Annotated in this window: 16 protein-coding genes and 1 tRNA gene; 16 read left to right on the forward strand and 1 reads right to left on the reverse strand. The window is 69.0% G+C overall.

The features are described 5' to 3' along the window. Positions 1-6: 6 nt before the first annotated feature. Complete coding sequence (locus IEX05_RS05370; protein ID WP_188700330.1) at positions 7-1,671, forward strand: variant leucine-rich repeat-containing protein; 1,665 nt, start codon at positions 7-9, stop codon at positions 1,669-1,671. A gap of 42 nt (positions 1,672-1,713) precedes the next feature. Here the strand turns inward: IEX05_RS05370 and IEX05_RS05375 are convergent, their stop codons facing one another. Beyond that, positions 1,714-3,423 carry a hypothetical protein gene (locus IEX05_RS05375; RefSeq protein WP_188700331.1) on the reverse strand — a complete coding sequence of 570 codons (1,710 nt, stop codon included), beginning with the start codon at positions 3,421-3,423 and terminating at the stop codon, positions 1,714-1,716. A 155-nt stretch (positions 3,424-3,578) separates the two neighbouring features. Between IEX05_RS05375 and rpe the strand changes: the two genes are divergently transcribed. The 15 genes from rpe (at position 3,579) to IEX05_RS05450 (ending at position 19,145) form a co-directional block, all read left to right on the forward strand. Beyond that, positions 3,579-4,274, forward strand: coding sequence for a ribulose-phosphate 3-epimerase (gene rpe, locus IEX05_RS05380; protein ID WP_188700332.1), 696 nt, complete (start codon positions 3,579-3,581; stop codon positions 4,272-4,274). After that, positions 4,271-4,534 carry a phosphoribosyl-ATP diphosphatase gene (locus IEX05_RS05385; RefSeq protein ID WP_188700333.1) on the forward strand — a complete coding sequence of 88 codons (264 nt, stop codon included), beginning with the start codon at positions 4,271-4,273 and terminating at the stop codon, positions 4,532-4,534. The genes rpe and IEX05_RS05385 overlap by 4 nt, the downstream gene beginning before the upstream one ends. 41 nt (positions 4,535-4,575) lie before the next feature. Beyond that, entirely contained in the window at positions 4,576-5,418 is an 843-nt protein-coding gene (hisG, locus tag IEX05_RS05390) for an ATP phosphoribosyltransferase (RefSeq protein WP_188700334.1), read from the forward strand. Between the two features lie 7 nt (positions 5,419-5,425). Then, positions 5,426-6,211, forward strand: coding sequence for an imidazole glycerol phosphate synthase subunit HisF (hisF, locus tag IEX05_RS05395; RefSeq protein ID WP_188700335.1), 786 nt, complete (start codon positions 5,426-5,428; stop codon positions 6,209-6,211). After that, positions 6,208-6,561, forward strand: coding sequence for a phosphoribosyl-AMP cyclohydrolase (gene hisI / locus IEX05_RS05400; protein ID WP_188700336.1), 354 nt, complete (start codon positions 6,208-6,210; stop codon positions 6,559-6,561). The genes hisF and hisI overlap by 4 nt, the downstream gene beginning before the upstream one ends. After that, entirely contained in the window at positions 6,558-7,157 is a 600-nt protein-coding gene (locus IEX05_RS05405) for a Trp biosynthesis-associated membrane protein (protein ID WP_188700337.1), read from the forward strand. Before hisI ends, IEX05_RS05405 begins: the two co-directional genes overlap by 4 nt. Positions 7,158-7,214: 57 nt before the next feature. Then, on the forward strand, positions 7,215-7,448 hold the full coding sequence (locus IEX05_RS05410; RefSeq protein ID WP_188700338.1) for a DUF6704 family protein: 234 nt from the start codon (positions 7,215-7,217) through the stop codon (positions 7,446-7,448). Continuing rightward, entirely contained in the window at positions 7,448-8,239 is a 792-nt protein-coding gene (gene trpC, locus IEX05_RS05415) for an indole-3-glycerol phosphate synthase TrpC (RefSeq protein ID WP_188700339.1), read from the forward strand. The genes IEX05_RS05410 and trpC overlap by 1 nt, the downstream gene beginning before the upstream one ends. Further along, positions 8,236-9,444 (forward strand): tryptophan synthase subunit beta, encoded by a 1,209-nt coding sequence (gene trpB / locus IEX05_RS05420; protein ID WP_188700340.1) that lies wholly within the window; start codon positions 8,236-8,238, stop codon positions 9,442-9,444. The genes trpC and trpB overlap by 4 nt, the downstream gene beginning before the upstream one ends. Beyond that, positions 9,441-10,250 carry a tryptophan synthase subunit alpha gene (gene trpA, locus IEX05_RS05425; protein ID WP_188700341.1) on the forward strand — a complete coding sequence of 270 codons (810 nt, stop codon included), beginning with the start codon at positions 9,441-9,443 and terminating at the stop codon, positions 10,248-10,250. The genes trpB and trpA overlap by 4 nt, the downstream gene beginning before the upstream one ends. 24 nt (positions 10,251-10,274) lie before the next feature. Beyond that, positions 10,275-11,276, forward strand: coding sequence for a prolipoprotein diacylglyceryl transferase (gene lgt / locus IEX05_RS05430; protein ID WP_188700342.1), 1,002 nt, complete (start codon positions 10,275-10,277; stop codon positions 11,274-11,276). 106 nt (positions 11,277-11,382) lie between these two features. Beyond that, positions 11,383-15,957, forward strand: coding sequence for a glutamate synthase large subunit (gene gltB / locus IEX05_RS05435; RefSeq protein ID WP_188700343.1), 4,575 nt, complete (start codon positions 11,383-11,385; stop codon positions 15,955-15,957). Further along, a complete protein-coding gene (locus IEX05_RS05440; protein ID WP_188700344.1) occupies positions 15,950-17,407 on the forward strand; it encodes a glutamate synthase subunit beta in 1,458 nt (485 codons plus the stop codon). The genes gltB and IEX05_RS05440 overlap by 8 nt, the downstream gene beginning before the upstream one ends. A gap of 169 nt (positions 17,408-17,576) precedes the next feature. Beyond that, positions 17,577-19,019 (forward strand): pyruvate kinase, encoded by a 1,443-nt coding sequence (gene pyk / locus IEX05_RS05445; protein ID WP_188700345.1) that lies wholly within the window; start codon positions 17,577-17,579, stop codon positions 19,017-19,019. A gap of 44 nt (positions 19,020-19,063) precedes the next feature. Beyond that, positions 19,064-19,145, forward strand: a tRNA-Leu gene (locus tag IEX05_RS05450). The last annotated feature ends 26 nt before the right edge of the window (positions 19,146-19,171 follow it).

Genomic DNA, 19,171 nt, shown 5'->3' on the forward strand with positions numbered 1-19,171 from the left:
GTCGCCATGAGCGATCAGACGTCACCAGACCACGAGCTTCGCGACCCGAATACCCCGGCCGAGCGCCTCGCCGCGATCGCGTCGACGCACCCTGAGCTGGGCGCCGACGTCGCCCGCCATCCAAACGCATACGACGGGCTGCTCGATTGGCTCAGCCGATACGGCGACGATGCGGCACGCGCGGCGGTCGCCGAACGCCGGCAGACCGGCACCGGCGGGGCGGAGGCCGCCCCGGGGCACGCCACCGCGAGCATCCCCGCCGGCGAGCCCGTCGTCCCGGCGGCGGATCCAGTCGTCCCGTCCTCCGCCCCGACGGTGCCCGCAGCAGCAGGTTCATCCGCCGCCGCGGGCGACGCGCCCGCGGGGGAGCCCCGGCGGGCGTCGAAGAAGGGCCTGACGATCGGTCTCATCGCCGGCGGACTGGTGGTGGTGCTCGGCGGCGGCACGGTGTGGGCCGTCAACGCGATCTTCGGCGGCGAGAAGAGCCCGGAGGCCGCGGCGGAGAAGGTCTTCGAGGGTGCCCTGTCGCTCGACCCGATCGCGCTGTACACCGCGATGGCGCCGAGCGAGGCGAAGCCGTTGAAGGACGCGCTCGAGCAGCTGAACGACCTGCCGACCTCGAGCGAGGAGGACGCGAAGGACGTGCAGGAGACGCTGCAGGCGGTTCTCGACGCGATCGACGTGACCACCGAGGGCCTGGAGTACCGAGCGGACTCGCTGATGGAGGGCGTCAGCCGCGTGAGCCTCGTGAACGGATCGCTCGAGATCGACGCCGACACGGCCGAACTCGGCGACGCGCTGCGCGACTTCCTCGAGGTCTCGATGCGCTACAGCCTCGAGCAGTCCGGCTACTACAGCGAGGAGGAGATCGACGAGCTCCTCGACGAACAGCTCGACGAGCAGGTCGACTACATGATCGACAGCCTCGCCGACGAGCTGCCGATCGAGGTCGACTTCGCCGAAACGTGGGGCGAGCAGCTCGACGACATGCAGTCGCGCGACATCGACGAGGACGATGCGCTCGTCGGGCAGGGCTACCCGTTCTCGGTCATCGCGGTCGACGAGGGTGGCTGGTACACGAGCCCCATCCTCACCGTCACCGACCTCATCGTCGGTGAACGGCTGATCGCGTCCGGCGCCACCTACGGCGACGCCCTGATCGAGGCCGAGCGATTTGGCTCGCCCGAGGACGCGGCGCACGGTCTCGCGGACGGCGTCGAAGCCTTTGCGTCGAGGGGCGATCACGAGGCCCTCGCGGCTGCCCTGCCCGTCGCGGAACGGCGCGCGCTCTCGCTCTACGGGCCGGCGCTTGACGACATGTCGAGCGATGAGGGCGCGTCCCTCAGCGACTTCGATGTCGAGATCGTGAAGGGCGACGGCCTCACGGGTCTCCTCATCTCCGACCTCGACATCCTCGACAACGGCGAGGTCGTCGGCACCTACGATCACCCCTGCTTCGAGGATGCCGCCTACGGCGGTCAAAGCTGTATCGACGACATCCCGGCGCTCAAGACTCTCGGCCTCGACGAGGCCCTGCCGATCGCCATCAAGGAGGACGGAGGTTGGTTCGTCAGCCCCACCGCGACCGTCGGTAATGCCCTGGCGATCGTGACGGCCAGGCTGTCCGAGCTGATCGAGGACGACGAGCTCGACAAGCTGTTCGAGTTCTGACTGTCACAAGATCGGCCCCGCCTCGGCGGGGCCGATCGCCGTTCACTCCCAGGTGACGGGAAGCGCGGGATCCGAGAAATCGACGTGCGGCCGATAGAGCCACGGGCCGCCGTGGATCTCGTCGCGGCCGGAGTAGCCGTTCTGCTGCCAGTCCGCATAGAAGGTGACGTCGCCGACGAACTCGCCCTCCTGGACCTTCGCACCGTCGAAGCTGGAGGCCGACGGCACCATCGCGTCGATCAGTGCCCACTGCTCGTCGCTGAGTGAGCGCTCGACCGTGCCGTCGACGAGGGATCCGCCGCCCTCGAGCCCACCGGTCACCGAGAGTCCGCACCCCGCGTCGAGCGTGGTCGACCCGACGCACGCCTCCGCCGAGGCACGAACGGCCTCACGGAACTTCGCCACGCCGTCCTCGGTCAGCGTCGGTTCGTGTTCGTAGGGATAGAGGAACGCCATGCTCGAACTGGCGATGACCGGGGCGGGCTCGATGCGGAAGTACTCCGTCGTGGTCCCCACCGTGTACGCGCCGGGGAGGACCTCGTAGCTCGCCGCCCCGGACTCCGGGAGTGCGACGCCATTGAGGGTGATGTCGAAGCCCTCGAAACCATCGGTGATCTCGAGCGTGGGCAGGTCGAAGTCGATGACGGTGTTCTCCGGCTCCGTGACGTCGACCTCGACCGACAGCATGAAGCTGACGCTCTCGCCGTTCATCGTGTAGCTGACGTCGATCGGTTGCGTCTGCCAGGAGCCGTCGCCGAGATTGACCACCGCGACGTCGGTGATCGGGTAATTCTCGACCATGGTGCGCCACGTATCTTCGGAGGTCAGCGTCGATTCGGCGGCGCCCAGCATTGCGAGGGCCGCGGGAGCGTTGCCGCTCGCGATCGCGTCGACGAACGCGCCCGCCGCATCCATTGCGATCTCGTCCGCCGCGAGCGGCACGACGGTCGGCGTGGGTGAGGTTTCGACGGCATCGGGGGAGCCTGATCCGCTCGCGAACAGTGCCGCGCCGATGCCCAGGACGATCGCCCCGGCGACGGCGGCGAGCGTCGATGCGCCCGCGATCTTCGCCGCGCGCCCGCGCTTCGGCGCGGGGCCCGGGCCGGGCGCGGGATCCGTCACCGCACGGGGCGTGGGACGCGGCTTCTTCGAGTGAGGCCGGCTCGCATCGGGTCGGCTCGCATCGGGTCGCCACGGGGGAGTGAACGTCGACGGCGGCACCTCGCCGGCGCTTGTTGCTTCCGTTGCCGGTCCCGCGCCCGCAGCGGTGTCCCCACCCGCGTCAGAGCGAACCGTCGCGGGTGTGTCAGGTCGGATCCGTGCGGTCTCCTCGGTGCGAGTCCGCTCGGGCCGCGCCTGCTCGGTTAGCGGCGGCTCTGACGCCTCGGCGGCGTCGGGCTCTGCCGCCTCGGGAGGGATCTCGTCGGTGTGGGCGGGCTCGGCGTGGACCGGCTCGGTGTGGGCGGGCTCGGCCGGGGCCGGCTCGGACGGGGCCGGCTCGGACGGCGCGGAGTCTCCCGCGTCCGCGTGCCCGGCCGACGCCTCGGGTGCGCGTGCAGGAGGCGTCGAGGCAGCAGGCGTCGAGGCAGGCGCAGGGTCTTCGGCCAGCGCCGCGCGGTCGTCGTCGCCCGGTCGAAGCCACGGCATGGACGACTCGACGCGCGCCTCGTCATCGGCCTCGTCCTCCGGCTTCTGCCAGGGGAAGCGCGGGGCATCGTCGTCTCCGGCCTTCTGCCAGGGGAACTCCGCCATTGTCCGTCACCTCGTTTCGATGGGCTCTCGTGCCATTATCTCGGCCGGCGCGCGCCTCCCGGTGCCGGATCGGTCGGTGCCGCGCCGACCCGCCGAGAGGTACGGCCGCGCGGAACATTGTCTCAGGCGCGCGCGGGACGTCCATAATGGACGGGATGAGCCTCCCCGACGCCCCCCGCATCAATCCGAGCATTCTCTCGGCCGATTTCGTCAACATGCAGCGCGACCTGGAGCGCATCGCCGGCGCCGATTTCGTGCACGTCGACGTGATGGACAACCACTTCGTTCCGAACCTGACCTTCGGGCCTCAGATGGTCGAGCGGATCCAGGCGACGAGCCCCGTCCCGCTCGACGTGCACCTGATGATCTCCGACGCCGACCGTTGGGCGCCGGGCTACGCGGAACTGGGCGCCGCCAGCGTCACCTTCCACCTCGAGGCCGCCGTGGACCCCATCGCGCTTGCGCGCCGGATCCGCGATATCGGAGCGCGCGTCGGGATCGCGCTCAAGCCCGACTCGCCCGCGGAACAGCTATACGACCACCTCGACGAATTCGATCAGATTCTCGTCATGACCGTCGAGCCGGGTTTCGGCGGACAGAGCTTCCGCGAGGACATGATGCCGAAGCTCAGCGCCCTGCGCGCAGAGGCGCGGCGCCGCGGATCCGAGGTCTGGCTTCAGGTCGACGGGGGTATCGCCCCGGGAACGATCGAACAGGCGGCCGCCGCCGGTGCCGACACCTTCGTCGCCGGCTCGGCGGTGTTCGGCGCGACCGACATCGACGCAAGAATCGCCCAATTGCGTAGCCTCGCGACGCAGCATGCCCACGGAGCCGATAGCCTGGGAGTGTGAAATCGTTCGAGGACCTGTTCGCTGAGCTGAGCGACAAGGCCGTCACCCGACCCGCCGGATCCGGAACCGTCAAGGAATTGGACGCCGGCGTGCACTTCATCGGCAAGAAGATCGTCGAAGAAGCCGCCGAGGTGTGGATGGCATCGGAGTACGAATCCGACGAGGCCGCTGCGGAGGAGATGTCGCAGCTCCTCTACCACCTGCAGGTGATGATGATCGCCAAGGGCCTCACCCTCGAGGACGTGTACCGACATCTCTGATCCGGCCCGCGACGACCAGACCTGATCAGAAAGAAACAATCGTGCTCCGCATTGCCATCCCGAACAAGGGATCCCTGTCCGAGACCGCCGTCCAGCTGCTCGCCGAGGCGGGTTATGCCACGCGCCGCGACTCGAAGACGCTGCACCTCATCGACGAAGCCAACGGCGTCGAATTCTTCTACCTGCGTCCGCGCGATATCGCCACCTACGTGGCGCGCGGCGCGCTCGACGTCGGCCTGACCGGCCGGGATCTTCTGCGCGATGTGCGCCTTCCCCAGGCCCGCGAGATCGAGGCGCTCGGATTCGGGCGATCGACCTTCCGCTTCGCCGCGCCCGCGGGCACGTTCACGTCCATCGCTCAGCTCGACGGCAAGCGCGTCGCGACCAGCTACACCGGTCTCGTCGAGGAGTTCCTCGGGTCGCAGGGCATCACGGTCGACGTCGTGCCGTTGAACGGTGCCGTCGAGTCGGCGCCCCAGCTCGGCGTCGCCGATGCGATCGCCGACGTCGTCGAGACCGGTACGACGCTGAAGCAGGCCGGGCTGGAGATCTTCGGCCCCGTCATGCTCGAGTCCGAGGCCGTGCTCATTCAGGGCCCGGGCGACGCGGACGGCGTCGACAAGCTCCTCCGCCGTCTGCGCGGTGTGCTCGTGGCGCGCCGTCACGTCATGCTCGACTACGACCTCCCCGCAGAGCTCGTCGACCAGGCCTCCCAGGTCGCGAAGGGCATGCAGTCCCCGACGGTGTCGCCGCTTCAGCGCGAGGGATGGGTCGCCGTGCGAGTGATGGTGCCCAAGCGCGACGCGAACCGCATCATGGACGACCTCTACGCGCTCGGTGCGCGGGCGCTGATCGTCACCGCGATCGACAACGCGCGTCTGTGAGGTCCGCGTGACCACGACACAGTCTTCGGCGCTCGGAGTCGCCACGCGCGTCATCCCGTGTCTCGACGTCTCGGGCGGCAAGGTCGTCAAGGGCGTCAACTTCGAGAACCTGCGCGAGATGGGCGACCCCGTTGAGCTGGCGCGCGAGTATTACGAGCAGGGCGCGGACGAGCTCACCTTCCTCGACGTCGGCGCCTCGGTCGAGGCCCGCGACACGATGTACGACGTCGTGCGCGCGACGGCCGAGCAGGTGTTCATCCCGCTGACGGTGGGCGGCGGCGTGCGATCGGTCGACGACGTGGCGCGCCTGCAGGACGTCGGCGCCGACAAGGTCGGGGTCAACTCCGCCGGCATCGCGCGGCCCGACCTTCTCGGAGAGATCGCCGATCGCTACGGCGCCCAGTGTCTCGTGCTGTCCCTCGACGTCAAGCGCGCGTCGTGCACGCCGAGCGGGTTCGTCGTCACCACCCACGGCGGGCGGCGCGAGACCGACATCGATGCTCTCGAGTGGGCCCGCGAGGCGATCGAGCGCGGCGCCGGCGAGTTGCTGGTGAACTCGATCGACGCCGACGGGACGAAGCAGGGCTTCGACCTCGAGCTGATCGCCCTCATGCGCGAACTGTCGAGCGTGCCCGTCATCGCCTCGGGAGGCGCGGGCGACGCGAGCCACTTCGCGCCCGCCGTGCGGGCGGGAGCGGACGCGATCCTCGCGGCCACCGTTTTCCACTCGGGGCAGATCCGGATCGCCGACGCGAAGCGCGCGATGCGAGAAGAAGGAGTGCTGGTTCGATGAGCAGCGTGGACGAACGACTCGACCGTGTCGCATTCAACGGCGATGGGCTCGTTCCCGCGGTCGTGCAGGAGCACGGCACGGGCGAGGTGCTCATGCTCGCCTGGATGGACCGTGAGGCGCTGCGCCGCACGCTCACCGAGGGGCGCGTCACCTATTGGTCGCGAAGCCGCGGAGAGTATTGGCGCAAGGGCGACACGTCCGGTCACGTCCAGGTGGTGCGTTCGGCCCGCATCGACTGCGACGGCGACACCGTGTTGCTCGAGGTCGATCAGACCGGCGCCGCCTGCCACACGGGCACGCACAGCTGCTTCGACGGGTCGGAGCGGGATCTGCATCCGGTGATGTCGTGACGCGCGCCGACGGATGGGCGGCCCGACGCGGGCGCACGATGAGCGTCGTGCTCATCCTGCTCGGGGCGGGCATCGCGCTGATCGGTTCGACGCAGACCTGGCTGATCGCGCGCGTCGAGGGCACGGAGATCCCCGCCACGGGATCCGAGGCGCTCGCGCTGCTGCAGCCGCTCGCGCTGGCGGGGCTGGCACTGACGCTCGCCCTCGCGCTCGTCGGGAAGATCATGCGCATCGTGTTCGCGGCCGCCGCCGTCGTGATCGGCGGGGCGCTGACCGCGTTGATCCTCCCGATCGCGGCCGAGCGGCCGGTCTCCGCCGTTGCCCGCGTCGTCACCGATCACACCGGTATCGCCGGGGTCGAGAGCGTCGCCTCGATCGTCTCGGGCATCGAGGCGACCGCGTGGCCGATCGTCGCACTGGTCTGTGCCATCGTGGTCGCGCTCGGCGGCGTGCTCGCTCTCGTGACCGGTCCGTCCTGGCGCAAGGGCACCAGCCGCTACGACGCGCCGACGGCCTCCAGAGCATCGAAAGACGGGCCGCTCGACGCGGTGGACTCATGGGACGACCTCACGCGGGGCGGCGACCCGACGGATTGATGCCCCGTATTCGATAGACTGACGTTATTCCCTCTGGCAACCCTCAGGAGCACTGCTATGACTTCTAACCCCATCGGCGACCCCGGCCACGGACACTCGCCGGCAGCCTGGACGAGCGTGTTGATCATGCTCGTTGCCATCGCAGCGGGCACTGTGGGCCTGTTCATCGACCAGCTCGTCGTCGTGTACGCGTCGGCGGTGCTCCTCGTGCTGGGGCCCATCGTCGGTTTCATCGTCTCGAAGGCCGGTTACGGCGTGAACGGACCGAAGTACCAGCCCAAGGGCCACTAATGTCGCTCCTCGCCGACCTCACGGCCGGTGCGATTGCCGACGCCGAGTCGCGCCGCGCGGAACTCTCCCTCGCCGAGGTGGAGCGCCGCGCGGCCGCTCAGTATCCGGCACTCGACGCCGTCTCTTTCCTCAGCCGAGGCGACACCATCCGGGTGATCGCCGAAGTCAAGCGCGCGAGCCCGTCGCGCGGTGACCTCGCCGCCATTCCGGATCCGGCGCTGCAGGCGTCGCTCTACGAGCAGGGCGGCGCGAACGCCATCAGCGTGCTCACGGAGGGACGCCGCTTCAAGGGGTCCCTGGGCGACCTCACCGCCATCAAGAAGCGGGTGTCGCTGCCCGTGCTGCGTAAGGACTTCATCGCGACGCCGTACCAGGTCGCCGAGGCCCGCGCCGCCGGCGCGGACCTCGTTCTGCTGATCGTCGCGGCGCTCGATCGAGCGACCATCGGCGAGCTGTTCGCTCAGATCGTCGAGCTGGGCATGACGCCCCTGGTCGAGGCGCACTCCGCCGACGAGGTGAAGATCGCGGCCGATCTCGGGGCCCCCATCATCGGCGTGAACGCCCGTGATCTCAGCGATTTCACGCTCGACCGCGACCTGTTTGCCCGGCTCGCCCCGGGGATCCCTGACGGCACGATCCGCGTCGCGGAATCCGCCGTGTCGACTCCGGACGATGTCGTGCACTACCGACGGGCCGGGGCCGATGCCGTGCTCATCGGCGAGGCCCTCGTGACGGGCGATCCGGTCGCCACGCTCGGCGCCTTCATCTCCGCGACGGAAGGAATCTCATGACCCTGCGCGATCAGCCCGGACCGTTCTTCGGAGACTTCGGCGGGCGCTTCATGCCCGAGTCGCTCGTCGCGGCCCTGGACGAGCTCACGGCCGCTCACACGGAAGCGATGGCCGACCCGGCCTTCCGCTCCGAGCTCGCGGGGCTCCTGACCGACTACGCGGGACGGCCCTCGCCGCTGACCGAGGTCACGCGCTTCGCCGAGCACGCGGGCGGCGCGCGCATCTTCCTCAAGCGTGAGGATCTCAACCACACCGGCAGCCACAAGATCAACAACGTGCTCGGCCAGGCCCTCCTCACCAAGCGGCTCGGCAAGACGCGCGTGATCGCCGAGACCGGGGCGGGTCAGCACGGCGTCGCGACGGCGACCGCCGCCGCGCTGTTCGGCCTGGAGTGCACCGTCTACATGGGCGAGGTCGACACGGAGCGGCAGGCGCTGAACGTGGCGCGCATGCGCCTGCTCGGTGCCGAGGTCATCGCCGTGAAGGCCGGCTCCCGCACGCTGAAGGACGCGATCAACGAGGCGCTGCGCGACTGGGTCGCCACCGTTGAGCGCACCAACTACATCTTCGGAACGGCCGCGGGCCCGCACCCGTTCCCCGCGCTCGTGCGCGACTTCCAGAAGGTCATCTCGGAGGAGGCGCGCGAGCAGGTCATCGCCAAGACCGGCGCGCTGCCCAGCGCCGTCGTCGCCTGCGTCGGCGGCGGCTCGAACGCCATCGGCATGTTCGACGCGTTCATTGACGACGCGGACGTCCGACTCGTCGGTGTGGAGGCGGCGGGCGACGGCGTCGACACCGAGCGCCACGCCGCGTCGATCGAGCGCGGGCGTCCCGGCGTCCTCCACGGCGCACGAACCTTCGTCCTGCAAGACGACGACGGTCAGACCATGGAATCGCATTCGATCTCGGCGGGGCTCGACTACCCGGGCGTCGGACCGGAGCACGCCTGGCTGGCGGCGACGGGTCGTGCGAGCTACGTTCCCGCGACCGACGACGAGGCGATGCAGGCGCTGCGGCTGCTGAGCGAGACCGAGGGCATCATTCCCGCGGTCGAGTCGGCGCACGCCCTCGCCGGTGCGCTCCGCCTCGGGCGCGAGCTCGGGCCGGATGCGGTCATCGCCGTGTGCCTCTCGGGCCGCGGCGACAAGGACATGGACACGGCCGCTCGATACTTCGGCCTCTACGACGGAGAGGACGCATCGTGACTTCGCGCGTCGAACTCGCCCTGGACGGCGCGAAGGCCGCGGGTCGCGCCGCGTTCGTCGGTTACCTGCCCGCCGGCTATCCGGATCCGGAGACGGCCGTCGAGGCAGCCGTCGCGCTCGCGGAGGCGGGCGCGGACGTCATCGAACTGGGACCGCCCTACAGCGATCCGGTGATGGACGGTCCGATCATCCAGGAGACCACCAACCAGGTTCTCGAATCGGGTTTCCGCACCCGCGATCTGTTCCCGCTGATCGAGAAGATCACCGCGCGAACCGAGGTCCCCGTACTCGTCATGAGCTACTGGAACCTGATCCTGCAGTACGGGGTCGAGCGTTACGCCGCGGCGCTCGCGGCCGCCGGGGGAGCGGGCATCATCACGCCCGACATCACCCCGGACGCGGCCGAGGAATGGATCCGCGCCGCGGACGAACACGAGCTCGACCGCATCTTCCTCGCCGCGCCCACGTCGACTGACGAGCGTCTCCGGATGATCGCGGAGCGCTCCAGCGGCTTCGTGTACACGGTCTCCACCATGGGCATCACGGGTGAGCGTGCCGATCTCGACGAGGCGGCGCGCACCCTCGTGGCGCGCCTGCGCGATGCGGGCGCGACGCGAGCCTGCGTCGGCATCGGCGTCACGACCGCTGAGCATGTGGCGAACATCGCGGAGTATGCGGACGGTGCGATCGTCGGAACCGCTCTCGTGAAGGCGCTTCGCGACGGCGGCGTCGACGGTCTGGCCGCGAAGGCCCGCGAACTCGTCGCCGGAACGCGCCGCGAGCACGCCGCTCACACGGCTCATTAGAACAGGATTTACACTTCAGTCATCATGCTGTCTCTCCCTGCGCTCCCTGCGAGCATCCCCAGCCCGCCGATCTCCGAGTTCACGTTCGGCAGCCAGTGGACCATCTTCGGGTTCACCTTCGGGCCTTTCACGATCCACATCTACGCGCTGTGCATCCTGGTGGGCATCATCGCCGCGACGATCATCGCGAATCACCGCCTGAGCAAGCGCGGTGCGGAGCGCTGGGTGGTCATCGACATCGGGCTTCCGGCCGTCATCCTCGCCTTTATCGGCGCCCGCGCCTACCACGTGCTCACCCACTGGGCCTTCTACTTCGAGCAGGGCCGCGAGTGGTGGAACCCCACGGTGCAGGATGCCGTGTGGAACATCTGGGACGGCGGCATCGCGATCTTCGGAGCGTTGCTCGGAGGCGGCCTCGGCGCGTGGATCGGGTGCAAGTGGACGGGCGTGCGCTTCTCGGCATTCGCCGACGCGCTCGCTCCGGGCCTGATCCTCGCGCAGGCATTCGGTCGATTCGGCAACTGGTTCAACCAGGAGCTCTACGGGCTTCCGACCTCGCTGCCCTGGGGGCTGGAGATCGACCCGTCGAACAGCGCCTTCCCGGCGGGCCTTCCGGACGACACGCTGTTCCACCCGACCTTCCTCTACGAGGTCATCTGGAACACGCTCGGCGCGATCGCGCTGATCTGGCTCGGACGTCGGGCATCGATGCAGTGGGGCCGGCTCTTCGCGGTCTACCTGATCTGGTACGGCGCCGGCCGCATCGTGTGGGAGTCGATCCGCGTCGACCCGAGCCAGGTGTTCCTGGGCCTGCGCGTGAACGTGTGGGCCGCCATCGGCGCGGTCGTTCTCGGCATCGTGATCCTCATCGTGCAGTCGCGTCACAAGGGGCTCGAGTCGAGCCCGTACACGGCGAAACATCTCCGTAACGTTGCGGACATAAGCTCAGACGACGATTTCGTTGACGTCAGCGACCCCGCGGGCGCCGATGAGATCGCTGAGCCATCGCCGCAACGCGCGTCCTGACCTCCTCGTCCTCGCCAGAGGATACGGATCCTGCCGCGGAGCGCGGCGATCGGCCCCCGGACATCCTGTCCGGGGGTCTTCCGTACTCACGAGTGAAGGACGTCTGATGTACTTCCAGCCTCCCTATGGTGCGAGCGGTGCGTATCCTCCGCAGCAGGGCATGTACAACCCCCGTTTCGAGAAGGACGCGTGCGGGCTGGCCATGGTCGCCACCCTCCGCGGCGAAGCGGGACACGACATCGTCGCCCTGGCTCTCGAGGCCCTTCGCAATCTCGAGCACCGCGGCGCGGTCGGTTCCGACGCCGGCACCGGTGACGGAGCGGGCATCCTGGTTCAGATGCCCGATCGCTTCTTCCGAGAAGTGCTCTCCTTCGAACTTCCTCCCGTCGGCGAGTACGCGGCCGGCATCGCATTCCTCCCCACCGATCGCATGGCGCGGGAGAAGCAGAAGCGGCAGATCGAACGCATCGCCGCGGTTGAGAACCTCCACGTGCTCGGATGGCGCGAGGTGCCGGTCGATGAGACCCACCTCGGACGCCTCGCACACGAGGCGCTTCCCGCGCTCGAGCAGCTGTTCGTCGCCAGCGCGCAGGCCGGCCACGTCGCCCCGCTGAGCGGCGTCGCCCTCGACCGCCGCGCCTACCGACTCCGCAAGCGCGCCCAGCACGAAGCTGGCGCCTACTTCGTCACGATGTCCGCCCGCACCATCGGTTACAAGGGCATGGTCACGACGCTCCAGCTGGAGCCCTTCTACCTCGATCTTCAGGACGAGCGATTCGCGAGCGAGCTCGCGATCGTGCACTCGCGGTACTCGACGAACACCTTCCCCTCGTGGCCGCTGGCGCAGCCGCTGCGCATGATGGCGCACAACGGCGAGATCAACACCGTCAGCGGAAACCGCAACTGGATGCGCGCGCGCCAGTCGCAGCTCGCCAGCGACCTGCTCGGAGACATGGAGCCGCTGCTGCCCATCTGCTCGGACGCGGAGAGCGACTCGACCTCGTTCGACGAGGTGCTCGAGATGCTCGAGCTCACGGGGCGCAGCCTGCCGCACGTGCTCATGATGATGGTCCCGGAGGCCTACGAGAAGAAGACGGGCCTCGACCCCGACGTTCGCGCCTTCTACGACTACAACGCCGGCCAGATGGAGCCCTGGGACGGACCCGCCGCGATCCTTGCGACGGACGGTACCCAGGTCGTGGCGACCCTCGACCGCAACGGCCTGCGCCCCGGGCGCTGGACCTTGACGACCGATGGGCTCGTGATCGCGGGTTCCGAGACGGGCATCCTCGAGCTGCCGCCCGAGCGCATCGCTTGGCGCGGGCGCCTGCAGCCCGGCACCATGTTCGTCGTCGACACGGCCGAGCGCCGGATCATCTCGGACGCGGAGATCAAGAAGCGCGTCGCGACGAGTGCCCCGTGGCAGAAGTGGCTCGACGAGGGTACCGTGCGCCTCGCCGACCTGCCCGAGCGCGAGCACCTCGTGCACCCGGCCGCGAGCGTGCACCGCCGCCAGCGCACCTTCGGCTACACCGAGGAAGAGCTGAAGATCCTCATCGCGCCGATGGCGAAGACGGGCGCGGAGCCGCTCGGGGCGATGGGCTCCGACACGCCCATCGCGGTCCTGAGCGATCGCCCGCGCCTGCTGTTCGACTACTTCGTCCAGCAGTTCGCGCAGGTGACGAACCCGCCGCTCGACTCGATCCGCGAGGAGGTCGTGACGAGCCTCCGGATCACCCTCGGCGGCGAGAACAACCTGCTCACGTGGGGCCCCGAGCACGCGCGGAAGATCGGCCTCGACTTCCCGGTGATCGACAACGACGAGCTGGAGAAGATCCGCCACATCGACCAGGCGATGCCGGGCGCGCGGGCGGTCACCATCTCCGCGCTCTACCGCGTGTCGGCGGGCGCGAAGGGCATGAAGAAGCGCCTCGAGCAGATGTATCGCGAGGCCGATCAGGCGATCGCGGCCGGCGCGGAGTTCATCATCATCACCGACCGCGACTCCGACCAGGAGCTCGCGCCCATTCCGTCGCTCCTCGCGGTCTCGGCCGTGCATCACCACCTGATCCGCCAGGAGACGCGCATGAAGGCGAGCCTGGTGGTGGAGGCCGGCGATGTTCGCGAGGTCCACCACGTGGCCACGCTGCTGGGCTTCGGCGCGAGCGCGGTCAACCCGTACCTGGCGATGGAGTCGGCGGAGCAGCTCGTCCGCAGCGGCGCCGTCGAGGGTGTGACGCCCGAGCAGGCCGTCAAGAACCTCATCTACGCGCTCGGCAAGGGCGTGCTGAAGATCATGTCGAAGATCGGCATCTCGGCCGTTTCGTCCTACGCGGGCGCGCAGGTGTTCGAGGCCGTCGGTCTCTCGCGCGAGTTCATCGACGACTACTTCGCCGGAACCGAGTCGAAGATCGCGGGCGTGGCCCTCGAGGTCATCGCCACGGAGGCCGCGGCCCGCCACGCCTTCGCCTATCCCACCGACCGTGCGCCGCGCGCGCACGAGAGGCTCTGGACGGGCGGCGAGTACCAGTGGCGCCGCGACGGCTCCGCGCACCTGTTCAACCCGGAGACGATCTTCCGGTTGCAGCACTCGACGCGCACGCGCCGTTACGACATCTTCCGCGAGTACACGAAGATGGTCGATGATCAGGCCGCCCAGCTGAAGACGCTGCGCGGACTCTTCGAGTTCCGAAAGGGCGCGCGCCGCCCCGTCCCGATCGACGAGGTCGAGCCCGTCTCGAGCATCGTGAAGCGATTCTCGACGGGTGCGATGAGCTACGGATCCATCTCGCGGGAAGCCCACGAGACGCTCGCGATCGCGATGAACCGGCTCGGCGCGAAGTCGAACACCGGTGAGGGCGGCGAGGACGTCGAGCGCCTGCTCGACCCGGAGCGCCGCAGCGCGATCAAGCAGGTCGCATCGGGCCGCTTCGGCGTGACGAGCATGTACCTCACGCACGCCGAGGATCTGCAGATCAAGCTCGCCCAGGGCGCCAAGCCCGGCGAGGGCGGACAGCTCCCGCCGGCGAAGGTGTACCCGTGGGTGGCGCGCACGCGCCACTCGACCCCGGGCGTGGGCCTGATCTCGCCGCCCCCGCACCACGACATCTACTCGATCGAGGACCTCAAGCAGCTGATCTTCGACCTCAAGCGCGCGAACCCGAAGGCACGGATCCACACCAAGCTCGTCAGCCAGTCGGGCATCGGTGCGGTCGCCGCGGGCGTCGCGAAGGCGCTCAGCGACGTGATCCTCGTCTCGGGGCACGACGGCGGCACGGGCGCGAGCCCGCTGAACTCGCTGAAGCACGCCGGGACGCCGTGGGAGCTCGGGCTCGCGGAGACGCAGCAGACGCTGATGCTCAACGGCATGCGCGAGCGCGTCGTCGTGCAGGCGGACGGTCAGCTCAAGACCGGTCGCGACGTCGTGATCGCCGCGCTGCTGGGCGCCGAGGAGTTCGGCTTCGCCACCGCTCCGCTCGTCGTCGAGGGCTGCATCATGATGCGCGTGTGCCATCTCGACACCTGCCCGGTCGGCGTTGCGACGCAGAACCCCGTGCTGCGCGAGCGCTTTACCGGCAAGGCCGAGCACGTCGTGAACTTCATGGAGTTCATCGCCCAGGAGGTGCGCGAATACCTCGCCGAGCTCGGCTTCCGCTCGATCGACGAGGCCGTGGGCCACGCCGAGGTGCTCGACGTGAACGGTGCCATCGAGCACTGGAAGGCCGATGGTCTCGACCTCACGCCGATCCTCGGCGGTCCCGCCTTCGGCGAGGACGAGCCGCGTCGTCACGGACGCGAGCAGGACCACGAGCTCGAGAAGCACTTCGACGTGCAGCTGATCGACGCGGCGCGCGACATCATCGCTCGCGGCGGTGATCTCGAGCTCGAGCTGCCCGTGAAGAACACCGACCGCGCGGTCGGCACCATGCTCGGCCACGAGGTCACGCTCGCCCACGGCGAGCACGGCCTCACGGGCGGATCGATCACGGTGAAGCTCACGGGCACGGCCGGCCAGTCGCTCGGCGCGTTCCTGCCCGGCGGCATCTCGTTGAGCCTCGAGGGCGATGCGAACGATTACGTCGGCAAGGGGCTTTCGGGCGGCCAGATCTCGGTGCGTCCGTACCGCGACTCGTCGATCGACGCGTCGAGCAATGTGGTCGCGGGCAACGTGATCGGCTACGGCGCGACGGGTGGCTCGCTCTTCCTGTCGGGCCTCGTCGGCGAGCGCTTCCTCGTGCGCAACTCGGGCGCGACGGCCGTCGTCGAGGGCGTGGGAGACCACGCGCTCGAGTACATGACGGGCGGGCTCGCGGTCATCCTGGGCGAGACGGGCCGCAACCTCGGCGCCGGAATGTCCGGCGGCACCGCGTACGTGTACGGGCTCGAGGAGGATCGCGTCAACGCGGCCGCCCTCGCGTCGGGCGAGCTCACCCTCTCACCGCTCGGCTCCGCCGAGCGCGAGATCCTGCGCGACATGCTCGAGCGGCATGTCGCCGAGACGGGCTCCGCGCTGGGTGCGCGGATGCTCGCCGACTTCGACACAGAGGCCGACAAGTTCGTGCTGGTGACCCCACGCGACTACGCGGCCGTGCTTTCCACTCGCCAGCAGGCGCTCGACGCCGGGGAAGACCCCGACGGCGACGTCGTCTGGCGCCGCATTCTGGAGGTGACCGGTGGCTGATCCCAAGGGCTTTCTGACCGTGACGGAGCGCGAGCTGCCTGCTCGCCGCCCCGTCGCCGTCCGAATCCTCGACTTCAACGAGGTGTACGAGAAGGGCGACAGCGCCGTTCTCAAGAGGCAGGCCGGCCGGTGCATGGACTGCGGCGTGCCGTTCTGCCACCAGGGCTGCCCGCTCGGGAACCTGATTCCCGAGTGGAACGACCTGACCTGGCGCGGCGACGGGCGGGGAGCGATCGAGCGCCTCCATGCGACGAACAACTTCCCGGAGTTCACCGGTCGCCTCTGCCCCGCCCCCTGCGAGAGCGCGTGCGTGCTCGGCATCAATCAGCCGGCCGTCACCATCAAGCAGGTGGAGGTCTCGATCATCGACCAGGCGTTCGACAGCGGGTGGGTCGAGGCCCAGCCGCCTGAGCGCCTCACCGGCAAGACGGTCGCGGTCGTCGGCTCGGGCCCGGCGGGTCTCGCCGCGGCGCAGCAGCTGACGCGTGCCGGGCACACCGTCGCGGTGTACGAGCGCGATGACCGGATCGGCGGACTGCTGCGCTACGGCATCCCCGACTTCAAGATGGAGAAGCACCACCTCGATCGCCGCCTCGACCAGATGCGCGAAGAGGGCACGCGCTTCCGTGCGGGCGTGTCGATCGGCACCGACATCTCGTGGTCGGAGCTGCGGCGCCGCTACGACGCCGTGGTCATCGCGACCGGATCCACGGTGCCGCGAGACCTCCCGATCCCCGGGCGCGATCTCGACGGCGTGCAGTTCGCCATGGACTACCTCGTCGAGTCGAACAAGGTCGTCGCGGGCGACTCCGTCCCGGAGCAGACGACCGCGGAGGGCAAGCACGTCATCGTGATCGGCGGCGGCGACACCGGTGCGGACTGCATCGGTACGGCGCACCGCCAGGGCGCCAAGAGCGTGACCAACCTCGCGATCGGCAAGCGCCCGTCGGACGCGCGCCCCGAGCACCAGCCGTGGCCGACCTTCCCGACGGTGTTCGAGGTCTCGAGCGCCCACGAAGAGGGCGGCTCGCGCGAGTACCTCGCGTCGACCGTCGAGTTCCTCGGCGACGAAGACGGCCGGGTGCGCGCGCTGCGCGTCGCCGAGACCGAGTTCGTCGACGGCGCCCGCGTGCCCAAGAGCGGCACCGAGCGCGAGATCCCGGCGGACCTCGTGCTCATCGCGATGGGCTTCACGGGACCCGAGCGCACCGAGTTGTCGGATCAGAGCGATGTGCGGTTCTCCGACCGCGGAAACGTCGTGCGCAACGACCGTTTCGAGACCGACGAGCCCGGCGTCTTCGTCGCCGGTGACGCCGGCCGAGGCCAGTCGTTGATCGTCTGGGCGATCGCCGAGGGTCGATCGGTCGCGGCTCGCGTGGACGAGTACCTGCTCGGCGAGACGGTTCTGCCGACGCCGGTCGCTCCGACAGACGTCGCAATTCACGTATAAGTCATGCGGGGGCCCGGCGCGCGCGGCGCGTCGGGCCCCCGTTTGCGCGTAGGCTGGGGGTGCGTCCGGATATTCCCGCTCCTCAGCGCACGTGCGGTGCCTGAGAGAGCGCGCGGACTCACACCGAAACCCATGGGCATCTGTGCCCATCAGTGCGGAAGGCAATCAGGTGAGACGAGCCAAGATCGTCGCGACCCTCGGGCCGGCGACCTCGACCAAAGAAACAGTGCGGGAGTTGATCGACGCGGGACTCGACGTCGCGCGATTCAACCTCAGTCACGGCGACTACTCCGTGCACGACAACAACTTCGCGAACGTGCGCGCCGCGGCGGAAGAGGCAGGCCGCCCCGTCGCCATCCTCGCGGACCTCCAGGGTCCGAAGATCCGATTGGCGACGTTCGCCGACGGGCCCCACGACCTCGCCGTCGGTGACATCTTCAAGATCACCACCGAGGACGTCGTGGGCACGAAGGAGATCGTCGGCACCACGTTCAAGGGTCTCGCGGACGACGTCGCTCCGGGCGACTACCTCCTCATCGACGACGGAAAGGTCCGCGTCCAGGTCATCGAGACCGATGGCGTGACTGTCACGACGAAGGTCATCGTCGGCGGCCCCGTCAGCAACAACAAGGGCATCAACCTGCCCGGCGTCGCCGTCAACGTGCCGGCGCTGAGCGAGAAGGACGAGAACGACCTGCGGTGGGCGCTCCGCAAGGGCGCCGACATCATCGCGCTGTCGTTCGTGCGCGATGCGAAGGACGTGCAGCGCGCTCACGTGATCATGGCCGAAGAGGGCCGTCGCGTGCCGATCATCGCCAAGATCGAGAAGCCCCAGGCCGTCGACGCGCTCGAGGAGATCGTCGAGGCCTTCGACGGAATCATGGTCGCGCGCGGCGATCTCGGTGTCGAGCTGCCGCTCGAGGCGGTTCCGATCGTTCAGAAGAAGGCCGTCGCCATCGCGCGCCGCCTCGCCAAGCCCGTCATCGTCGCGACGCAGATGCTCGAATCGATGATTTCGAACCCGGTTCCGACGCGCGCCGAGACGAGCGACGTCGCGAACGCCGTGCTCGACGGCGCGGACGCCGTCATGCTCTCGGGTGAGACGAGTGTCGGCAAGTACCCGGCGATCACGGTCCAGACCATGGCCCGTATCGTCGAATCCACCGAGGACCACGGGCTCGAGCGCATCGAGCCGCTCACCTCGACCCCGCGCACTCAGGGCGGCGCCCTGACCGTGGCCGCCGTCGAGGTCGCAGACTTCGTCGAGGCGAAGTACCTGTGCATCTTCACGCAGACGGGTGACTCCGCGCGGCGCATGTCGCGGCTGCGGCCTTCGCGCCCGATGATCGCGTTCACCCTCGACGAGGAGACGCGCCGTCGGATGCAGCTGACCTGGGGCATTCGCTCCGCGCTCGTCGAGCTCGTCGAGCACACCGACCGCATGTTCCTCCAGGTTGACGACTACCTGCTCTCGAACGACCTCGCGCAGGTCGGTGACAAGGTGATCGTCATCTCGGGTTCCCCTCCCGGAATCGCGGGGTCGACCAACGACCTGCGCGTGCACCGCGTGGGCGATGCGATCCACGGTGCAGCCCCCGCGTATCAGCTGTAGCGCGGAGTGTCGCAGGGTGGCGATCCGGTAGGATTGCCATTCTGGCCGGTGTGGCGGAATGGTAGACGCGACGCACTCAAAATGCGTTGTCCACAGGGCGTGCGGGTTCGAGTCCCGCCACCGGCACGATTTTTTGAGAATTGGAATCCTAG

Source organism: Microbacterium nanhaiense, from assembly GCF_014646015.1.
GTDB classification, from domain to species: Bacteria; Actinomycetota; Actinomycetes; order Actinomycetales; family Microbacteriaceae; genus Microbacterium; species Microbacterium nanhaiense.

Excerpts from the sequence above, each read along its gene's own strand:
- IEX05_RS05370 (WP_188700330.1), top strand. The coding sequence starts at position 7 with ATGAGCGATCAGACGTCACCAGACCACGAGCTTCGCGACCCGAATACC.
- trpB (WP_188700340.1), top strand. The coding sequence starts at position 8,236 with ATGACCCTGCGCGATCAGCCCGGACCGTTCTTCGGAGACTTCGGCGGG.
- IEX05_RS05410 (WP_188700338.1), top strand. The coding sequence starts at position 7,215 with ATGACTTCTAACCCCATCGGCGACCCCGGCCACGGACACTCGCCGGCA.
- rpe (WP_188700332.1), top strand. The coding sequence starts at position 3,579 with ATGAGCCTCCCCGACGCCCCCCGCATCAATCCGAGCATTCTCTCGGCC.
- hisI (WP_188700336.1), top strand. The coding sequence starts at position 6,208 with ATGAGCAGCGTGGACGAACGACTCGACCGTGTCGCATTCAACGGCGAT.
- IEX05_RS05375 (WP_188700331.1), bottom strand. The coding sequence starts at position 3,423 with ATGGCGGAGTTCCCCTGGCAGAAGGCCGGAGACGACGATGCCCCGCGC.
- lgt (WP_188700342.1), top strand. The coding sequence starts at position 10,275 with ATGCTGTCTCTCCCTGCGCTCCCTGCGAGCATCCCCAGCCCGCCGATC.
- trpC (WP_188700339.1), top strand. The coding sequence starts at position 7,448 with ATGTCGCTCCTCGCCGACCTCACGGCCGGTGCGATTGCCGACGCCGAG.
- gltB (WP_188700343.1), top strand. The coding sequence starts at position 11,383 with ATGTACTTCCAGCCTCCCTATGGTGCGAGCGGTGCGTATCCTCCGCAG.